Annotated in this window: 8 protein-coding genes and 2 pseudogenes; 3 read left to right on the forward strand and 7 right to left on the reverse strand. The window is 31.8% G+C overall.

From position 1 onward, the window contains the following. The 3 genes from ACFCYN_RS24575 to ACFCYN_RS24585 all read right to left on the reverse strand — a co-directional run. The coding region (locus ACFCYN_RS24575) for a PadR family transcriptional regulator (protein WP_375952602.1) at positions 1-342 on the reverse strand (342 nt) is incomplete at its 3' end. 190 nt (positions 343-532) lie between these two features. Beyond that, the gene (locus ACFCYN_RS24580) at positions 533-928 is read right to left on the reverse strand and encodes an NUDIX hydrolase (protein ID WP_375952605.1); all 396 of its coding nucleotides are present in this window, start codon (positions 926-928) and stop codon (positions 533-535) included. A gap of 112 nt (positions 929-1,040) precedes the next feature. Next, positions 1,041-1,706 carry a DUF7674 family protein gene (locus ACFCYN_RS24585; protein WP_375952608.1) on the reverse strand — a complete coding sequence of 222 codons (666 nt, stop codon included), beginning with the start codon at positions 1,704-1,706 and terminating at the stop codon, positions 1,041-1,043. A 239-nt stretch (positions 1,707-1,945) separates the two neighbouring features. On the opposite strand from ACFCYN_RS24585, the gene ACFCYN_RS24590 reads away from it, so the two are divergent. Continuing rightward, a complete protein-coding gene (locus ACFCYN_RS24590) occupies positions 1,946-2,350 on the forward strand; it encodes a DUF3888 domain-containing protein (RefSeq protein WP_375952611.1) in 405 nt (134 codons plus the stop codon). 404 nt (positions 2,351-2,754) lie between these two features. Here ACFCYN_RS24590 and ACFCYN_RS24595 read toward each other — a convergent pair whose 3' ends face one another. Next, entirely contained in the window at positions 2,755-3,138 is a 384-nt protein-coding gene (locus ACFCYN_RS24595; RefSeq protein ID WP_172445879.1) for a YkvA family protein, read from the reverse strand. Positions 3,139-3,353: 215 nt separating this feature from the next. Here ACFCYN_RS24595 and ACFCYN_RS24600 point away from each other — a divergent pair. Both ACFCYN_RS24600 and ACFCYN_RS24605 read left to right on the forward strand, forming a co-directional pair. Beyond that, positions 3,354-3,557: pseudogene (locus tag ACFCYN_RS24600) on the forward strand (stage V sporulation protein R); the annotation flags it as partial. A 305-nt stretch (positions 3,558-3,862) separates the two neighbouring features. Then, on the forward strand, positions 3,863-5,458 hold the full coding sequence (locus tag ACFCYN_RS24605) for an FMN-binding glutamate synthase family protein (RefSeq protein ID WP_375952615.1): 1,596 nt from the start codon (positions 3,863-3,865) through the stop codon (positions 5,456-5,458). Positions 5,459-5,587: 129 nt separating this feature from the next. Here ACFCYN_RS24605 and ACFCYN_RS25545 read toward each other — a convergent pair. From ACFCYN_RS25545 to ACFCYN_RS24615, 3 genes and pseudogenes are all read right to left on the reverse strand, one after another. Further along, positions 5,588-5,695, reverse strand: a pseudogene (locus ACFCYN_RS25545) (hypothetical protein); the annotation flags it as partial. Between the two features lie 572 nt (positions 5,696-6,267). Next, complete coding sequence (locus ACFCYN_RS24610; protein WP_098116970.1) at positions 6,268-6,483, reverse strand: helix-turn-helix domain-containing protein; 216 nt, start codon at positions 6,481-6,483, stop codon at positions 6,268-6,270. Positions 6,484-6,493: 10 nt separating this feature from the next. Next, positions 6,494-6,976, reverse strand: a complete 483-nt coding sequence (locus ACFCYN_RS24615) for a DUF2975 domain-containing protein (RefSeq protein WP_172445877.1) — start codon at positions 6,974-6,976, stop codon at positions 6,494-6,496. Positions 6,977-7,096 lie beyond the last annotated feature (120 nt).

Raw genomic sequence — 7,096 nt, forward strand, 5'->3', positions numbered from 1 at the left:
TTTCAATGGTTTTATCCAAGCCATTCCCTCCAAACAAACTTTTATTAAATTGTTAATTTGATTCCATTCTAATATTTTTCTATTTAATTCTTTTTCCCCATTTTCGGTAATTTTGTAATATTTTCGTCTCCCACCTCCGTCTGAATCCCCCCAATATGATTGAAGCCAACTTTTATTTTCCAATCTTTTTAATGCTGGATACAGGGTTCCCTCGCTCATGTTATAAAGTTCGTTACTATTTTCTTTCAATGTTTTTACAATTTCATATCCATACATTTCCTTAGTGTTCATAAGCGAGAGTAGTAAAATATCAATACTGCCTTTCATGATTTCTTTATCCATAACATCACATCACCTCACTTCATTCTATATGTATTAAACATCGCTTCACTTTAGTACATCGTATTACAAGGTTATAAACTTATTATCTCTTTCTTTCGAAAAGTTATTCAACTATCCTGCCAAATACTCAAATAGGAACTGACTTATGATCAGCTCCTACGTGTTAAATTTTATTGAACTATCGCATCAGTTAGTTGCATAACGTTTGAATTGTATCTGCTACTTCTTTAGGTCTGACATCGAACAAAGAAAGCTGTTTTATATCCATCCATATTGGTTGATACGTCCCTCTATCTCTATTTAAATCGGTATATTCTTCACCCTTACCAGAACCAACTTCTCCTTCAATTATTTCAGATAAGAAAAAATATTGGATACCATTATATTCAACCTTATCTATGCATTCTTTTACATTAATCTTAACTCCTAATTCTTCAAATGCTTCTCTTTGGGTTGTTTGTTCAGGTGTTTCTCCTTCTTCAATTCCTCCACCTGGAAATACATAATAAACACATTTATTTCTATTTCTTTTAATCAAAACAACTTTTTGATTTTCAATTATTATTGCAGAACCTCTGTTTCTCAAATAAGTTACCTCTCTATGTAAAAAATAAGTATTAAGTCTCGTCTTATTAAACAATCGCATCAGTTAGTTCAATAAGAAACCCAGCTTGTTAAATAAATACAGTTCTCTTAAATTATTTAATCGTATACTGAATTTTGATATCATTTATCCGTTTTTTCATAACAACGTTTTGCGCATTTCTTGCATACCTGACTTGTAATGTCTTTCCGTTTAACCATGCGACCTCAAAAAGATGATTTGACGCAAAGCAAACTATTGAAGAGTCTGATAATGTTTTGTCTTTATCTAAAATATATAATTCATACTTAAAGGTATCACCATTACTTCGATTGAAAATATGCGCAATTTTTTTCTGATTAGGTGAAACGAACTTTACAGGCGGGTCACCTACATATGGTCGTTTTCTACTACAAAAATCATCAAGATTATTCCACCATCTTAATGTTTCAGGATGCAGGTACTTCTTAAGTCCTTCAAGATTAATTACTTGATGTTGGATATCTTCGAGTAAGCCTATTGTTGTAGCTTCTTTTACAAATTCGTCTCCATCTAAATGTAATTTTTCAACTACTTCAAAAATATCAAAGAATTCTTCGTTTTGTCCATTTTCATGTAATTCAGCCAAATGGCGAGCAAAATCAGATAAATCACTATATAGTAATGGCTCTTCGTTTTCTTCATAATTATCTTTAAGGTATTCTTCCCATCTTATTTTATAAGAAGGACATGCACCAATTAATAAATTCATTACTTCGTATTTTTTTATTTCTTTATTCACTTGAACACCTACTTTAAGATAATTTGTTCCCTATTATCTCATTATTATATATTCATTTCTAATAAAGTTTAGCAATAAATCTATCCTTTTCTTATGTAACTAAACTGCCATTTACTTGAATAAGAAAATGAGGGATTTCTATGTTATGAATAAACTTTCACTTCTTCGGAAAACTACTTCATAACTAAATATAAGAGGTGATTTAACTGAAAAAGTTAATTATGATATTTTTTGTATCAATGATTACGTTTTTAAATGGTAATCTTGTTAATGCAAAAGAGTATAAACCCGAAAGAGTACAAGCTTATTACACAACAGAAGATATTTTATTAGCTATAATTAAACCAAAATTAGATAAAATCGTTAGCCAACAGTATGGGAAACAGATGGTTGTGAATCCTTTGAGGTTTTATGATGTTGCAATTATGGAAAAAGCTTTATCAATCAAAGGTAAAGATAAATGGGAAGGTTGGTTTCAAGTAGAATTGTCCATTCTGGTTGGTGATCCTAGTGAAAATCCAAAAAGAGATTCAGTAACCCTAAAAATAGATGCACCAAATGTTGGTGGAGATGCACATCACATTAAAACTAATGAAATCAATGATATAAAAGTTGAATTAGTAAAATATATAAAAGGCAACTGATAGACAAGGTGTTACCGTTGATTGGTAGCACCTTTATCATTTGATTGCATAAGAAAAAACGAACCTAGCAGCTTAAAGGTTGTTCAAGTAATGCATGAGTTAGTTTAATAAGAAAAAATAGTGTAGTATTGTAGGTAAACCAAAATAACCGAAAATTGTTCCAAATAATAGGACAATTAAAACCAACGATAATACACCTTTTTTAATTGATTTTATAATGCAAAATATTAATCCTAATATAGTAAAAAATGTTATTACACTAATCATTTTTCATCACCTTTTTATTTGAGAAATTTCCCATTTATAAGTATAAAACCTAATTATGATTATTGCACTATACTGCCATTTAGTTGAACAAAAAAGAAATGCCGAAGCAACTCTTGTTGTACAACTAACGCATGCGTTTAGTTCAATAAACGATAAATAATCAAACTACCCCATATTAAAATTATGCCCCAGATCAATACGATAATTGAACCGACAATCCAGTTCTTTGGCTTACCGTTTTTCATCATTTCTTCTGCCTTCACTTCGCAGTCAGCTATTACATTCTTTGGGATCATCTTTAATGCAAGCATTATCCCTAACGGAATGAGAATCACATCATCTAAGTAGCCCAAAATCGGTATAAAATCAGGAATTAGATCAATCGGACTAAATGCATACGCTACAACACAAGCTGTAAATACTTTCGCATACCAAGGGACTCTTTCATCTTTACAAGCAAAGTAAAGAACAAATATTTGTCTCTTTAATTTCTTCGCCCAATCTTTCATTTTTTTAAGCATTTCATTCTCCTCATACCAATTATGATTATATCTTCATTCTAACATTTCTAATTCAATTAAACTGCCATTATGTTGAATAAGGAATAGAAGAATCTTAAAAAAGAAGATCTTTAAAAGAAACAAGGCTGTGCAAGTTAATGGCACAACCGCATCATGCGCGAACTGAACCTAGAATCAAACGAAGCAATCGAATACGCAAAACTAAACGCGGGCGTCAAGAGGGCGATTATTTAAAAAATGGGGAGCTTTATTTAAAGCACTCCTATGAAAATATGGAACTTGATGTGAAGTATGTTGAGAAGGTAATGCTTTATATTCATCAGTTGTGGGGTAGAGGGGTTCATTTAGAGACTAATATTGAGGGTAAGTCTGTTTTGTTTAGTTATGACGGGAAGAATATTCATCGGAAGTATATTTAAAGCCACCTATTTTAGGTGGTTTTCTTAATGGATTAGGAAGTTTATGCGAGCATCGTATAAATTGGAAGGAAATGTGTAAAGTATAAAATGATTAAGGAGAGTTATATAACTTTCTTTTTCTAGAAAGCTCCTTAAAGTTAACAGTTTAAGATGAATGATTGAATAATGATTTTTAAGTTTAAAATTCATCTTTTTTAAATTGAATGTTCAACTAGTACAGATTTGTTAACAATTAGAATGAAGTATTTTAATTTAGCATAAATTTGATAGTAATGATACGGAACTTTTGCGAGGGGGATTTATAATTGAATATAACAAATGGCTTAATTATCCTTGGATTCGTATTTGCTGCCTTAGTACTTTTAATTTTAATAATAGGTACACTATATTTATTTTTTATAGATCGTAGACAGAAGCAGCATCCAATACTACGTAATTACCCAGTAATAGGACGAGTAAGGTACTTCTTAGAAACTATTGGACCGGAGTTACGTCAGTATTTATTTAACAATGACTTAGAAGGTAAACCTTTTTCTAGAGATGAATATGAGCATATTGTCAAAAAAGCAAAATATAAACGAGATGTCCTTGGGTTTGGGTCTAAAAGAGACTTTGAAGAAAAAGGATATTATATTAGAAATACGATGTTCCCAAAACTGTCAGAAGAATTAAAAATGGACCAAGAAATAAACGTTACAACAAACCGATATTTATTGATAAATGAGCCTTTATTTACACAGAAGGAAGAACGATTAGAACAGAATGAATCACTTGCGTATTTGTTGGATGATAGTGATGCAATTGTGATCGGTAAAAACACTAGGTATCCTTTTATTGTAAAAGGTCAGATTGGTATGTCTGCTATGAGTTATGGCTCCTTAGGTGAAAATGCTATTACTGCGCTCTCAGAGGGATTAGCAATTGCGAAGGGGACATGGATGAATACAGGTGAGGGCGGTTTGTCGGAATACCATCTAAAGGGTGGTGTTGATATTATCATGCAAATTGGCCCAAGTTTATTTGGAGTTAGAGATAAAGAAGGGAATTTTAATTGGGATGCATTGATAGAAAAAAGTAAAATTCCTGAAATAAAGGCTTTTGAACTGAAACTAGCTCAAGGTGCTAAAGCACGTGGTGGTCATATTGATGGCGAGAAGGTAACAGAGGAAATTGCTAGAATAAGAATGGTAGAACCGTATAAATCAATTGATAGTCCTAATCGTTTTAGAGAGTTTCAAGATTTTCCTTCATTGTTTGACTTTATAGAACAAATCCGAGAACAAACAGGAAAACCAGTAGGAATGAAAGTGGTTATTGGAAGTAGTGATGAAGCTGATGAACTAGCAAAACATATAAAAAATACTGGGAAGAGCCCTGACTTTATTACTGTAGACGGTGGTGAAGGGGGGACGGGTGCAACATACCAAGAACTGGCGGACAGTGTAGGATTGCCAATTAAATCTGCATTACCATTATTGGATCATGCTTTAAGAAAATATGGTGTACGTGACCAAGTTAAAATCATAGCTTCAGGAAAATTATTTTCGCCAGATCGAGTAGCGATTGCATTAGCAATGGGGGCTGACCTTGTTAATATCGCAAGAGGGTTTATGATTACGGTCGGTTGTATTCAAGCATTAAAATGTCACTCCAATGCATGTCCAGTCGGTGTGGCCACAACAGATCCCGATTTACAAAAAGCCCTTGTCATTGATGAAAAAAAATATCGAACAGCAAATTATCTAATTTCAATGCGCGAAGGTTTATTCCGATTAGCTGCAGCTGCGGGTTTAGATTCCCCAGTCCACTTTCAAAGCGAACATGTCGTTTACAAAGATGAGAAAGGGAAAGTGTTGTCACTGAAGGAAATTTATCAATCAATGGTAGAAAAAGTAGATTAAAGATTGTCACTTGTTATTCAACTAGAGCATGATCTAGTTGAATAACAAGTGAATTATTTATTCTTAGTATAGAACACTTTGAAGAAATTATATAAATGCTTTTGTAGTTATAAACATCCTTCTCCACATTTAATGTTTTTCATTAACCATTAATTTGTTATTTGTAATCCAATTAATTTCATTATTTTCATTTGGATAACATTGATAAATTACTTTTCTTTTATTATCCTTCGTACTCTCGACTTCTCCTACTCTTCAAATGCCAACTGTTGCATCACCACTTGTTTCATATAAACGAAATATATATTTTTGATTTGGTGATTTTTTTTCAGTTATTACTTCTCTGAAAAAATAATCATGTAGCCACTCTGTAGATTAATTGATTAAAGACCCGGACTACTTAAACTGTTAATAGAATGAATAAGTATGAGGTAACTTAAGGAATAAAGGAGCTGTATTCATGGGAATTATTGCTCGAAAGTATAAAATGATTTTATTTTTTTTGATTATTATCGTAAATTTACTCTATATGACTATAGATAATATAAAAATAGAAAATATTATTTCAATTTTAACTCTAATCATCGCCTTAATAATCTATATTATCAAAACGAGATATGGTAGGAAGGACGTTAAAAACAAATAGTTATAAATTGTATTCAGGTTTTAAATAACTTAATATGGTAAGGGACTAATTGAACAGTAAATATCATTTATAAACGCAGAGAAGGGACAGCTTAATAGCTATCCCTTCATCTTAATTTGACTATCTAATTCCGCTGGTTGAAGAAAGTTCCTATCAGTTTTTATTAAGTGTCTTCTTCACTTTTATATTCCAAAATATCACCCGGCTGACAATCCAAAGTCTTACAGATCGCTTCTAATGTTGAGAAGCGAACAGCTTTTGCCTTCCCATTTTTCAATATGGAAAGATTCGCCATAGTAATTCCCACTCTCTCCGAAAGTTCCGTTAGGCTCATTTTCCTTTTTGCCAACATCACATCAACATTTATGATAATCGCCATGATAGTCACCTCAGATCGTTAAATCATTTTCCGATTTTATATTAATTGCTTCTTGTAAAAGTCTTTGAAGAACTGCAGCAAAAACTGCGATTACCATAGAGGCGAAAATAATGACAAAATCCATTGGCATGACACTAGGTGGGTCAATTTTTTTCGCCATCAAATAGTAAAGTGGCATACCAAGCAGGTACAATCCACAGATCGTAATGGCACAGTATTTTATTTTTTTTAAGGCTTGTACCGATAATTCCGAGAACGCTTGGCTTTTATCAATATAGCCTAAAAGTTTAAAAGCTTGATACAGAGCAAAGTAAAAAGGGATCGTTGCTGCGTATATATCAATTAAAACAAGCGATTTCATATAAGTAAGATTTGGATACAAATCTCCAGCAAAATTTGCGAATTTAGGCACCAAAAATACGCACAATGCAAGAACTGGGATTCCTATAAAAATAACAGCTATTTTTAAAAAGAGTGTCGTAGCTTTTTTCATAAAGCACCTCGTTAATTAAATTTTCCACAAAATTAATGATAGGTTGATTTTAACATGTGACTTATCGTTTTTCAATAAATCATTATTGTTTTTTATTATATTATTATTGATATTAAATAT

Origin of the sequence: Gottfriedia sp. NPDC056225 (assembly GCF_042267765.1) — a bacterium.
Lineage (GTDB): Bacteria > Bacillota > Bacilli > Bacillales > Bacillaceae_G > Gottfriedia.